The 1,942-nt window shown below is 27.3% G+C and carries 1 protein-coding gene; it reads left to right on the top strand.

The window, feature by feature from the left end; genetic code table 11:
- Positions 1 to 1,942, top strand: a 1,942-nt coding sequence (locus KQY27_RS00485; RefSeq protein WP_224424618.1) for a hypothetical protein, incomplete at both ends; no start/stop codon positions are given.

Raw genomic sequence — 1,942 nt, 5'->3', positions numbered from 1 at the left:
TGTAATTTTGAAAGATTATTTAATCAAAATTGTTTAAAAATCAAGATAGACTTAAAAGAGTATGCGAAATCAATCGTAGAGGATAAATATAACATATTATGGTGCTTATCTAAAGAGTTTTCGAAAAGAATACAAAAAAGGAAGCTCTCGCTCAATGAAATAGAGAGTGTTTTAGACGAATATTTATCGAGCGGTAACTGTTTAGTTATTTTAGATGCTTTGGATGAAATTCCATCACAATCTATAAGAAATAAAGTTAGAGATGAAATAGCCAATTTTTGTCATGTATACTATTTGAACAGGTTTATTATTTCCTCAAGAGAATCAGGATATTTAAAAAATCAATTTGACAATAGCTTTGTTCATATAAAAATAAATGAATTTGATGATGAACAAATTAAAGAATACACACGTAATTGGATAAAAGTTAATAATGCTAATGCCAATTTTGATGACTTCACAAAGAATTTTTTTGCAGAGGTAAAGCGCGCAAATTGTAGAAGCGTCATCAGAAACCCAATAATACTTGTGCTGGCCTTAATTATTTTCGATATTGGTAATAATCTTCCTAATCGTCGTGTGGATTTTTATAAAAAATGCATTGATACTTTTTTAGAAGTTAGGGAAGATCGAAAAGCAATGCTACCTGATGATAAGGATTTTAAAAATATTCTAGGCGACAATATGGTTGTTCCTAAAATAGCTCATTATAAATTTATTAAGCAAAAAAATGACATGGAGTATATATTTAGCGAAGAAGAATTAAAAATATCTATTTTAAAAGCAATAGAGGTACCTGATACAAGAATTTGGGTTCATCCTGCTAATCTATTTGCAAAATACTTAGTAAATAGAACCGAATTAATTCGCGAAGTTGATGAGGGCAAGCTTGATTTTACACACAAAACCTTTTACGAATACTTTCTTGCAGTATATTTTGCAAAAGAAATAGACGTAAATGATATAATCATTCAACTTGAAAAATGGATTGGTGATTCCAATTATAATGAATTGGCTATTCTAATTATTGAAGTAATAATTGAGAATAACGAAGTTAAGCGACATAAATCTATTATTGATTATTTGTTTGATACTATTGAACGCTATTATGATGACGAATCATTTGGAGTAAGAGAAAAAGCAATTGAATACTTTATTATAATTGCAAATCTATTTAATAATAATATGTTGCAGCCAAGATTCTATGAACGATATCATAATCTAATACTATTCAAATCCAGGCTAATACACGACGCTAAAAGATATGCAGTTATTAATGATTCCACAGTCACAATTAACTACAATATTGATTTAATTGCAGATTTATTTCATACTTACTTAAGACAAGACTCTCAAAATAATATTAGCTTAATCGGATGTTTTTATTATTTATCCAAAGAAACAATAAACAAAATTTGTAAATCTGATTGCAGTAATGAATTACTAAATCGTATTAGAGATTTGTCGGTTATTTGTAATAAATCTAGGATTGATAAAATGGATTCTTACACAGAGTCTATCATGTCAAAAGCATACGAAGCGCTTGATTATATTGAAAAGAATTATAGAACATTAATAGCGAACTCCCCTTTAATATATTTAAATGTACTAAACTTATTAATTACTCAAGATCATTTAGAAAGTATTGCTATCCTAAAAGAATATAATTTTTCAAGCAATCCATATTTTAGTTATTTCATAAATCATCATTTACTATTTGAAATGGCTTACAGGCTCTTTGATTCCGAAAATAATTATTTAGTGTTTTTGATTGCCACTATTATATGTACCAATTTTAATACAGATCAGTTTTTATATTTTATCATTAAGAACTTAATAAAGAGAAAGTATTCTCCCTTTAATTATTCTATTGAAAAGCGTGAAAAAATTATTAACAATACTTTAGCACTCTGGAACATTTTAAACGGCGATTCTGAAGAAT

The organism is Methanobrevibacter sp. TMH8, assembly GCF_020148105.1.
GTDB lineage: Archaea > Methanobacteriota > Methanobacteria > Methanobacteriales > Methanobacteriaceae > Methanobinarius.
This window is presented reverse-complemented; position numbering and strand designations above follow the sequence as displayed.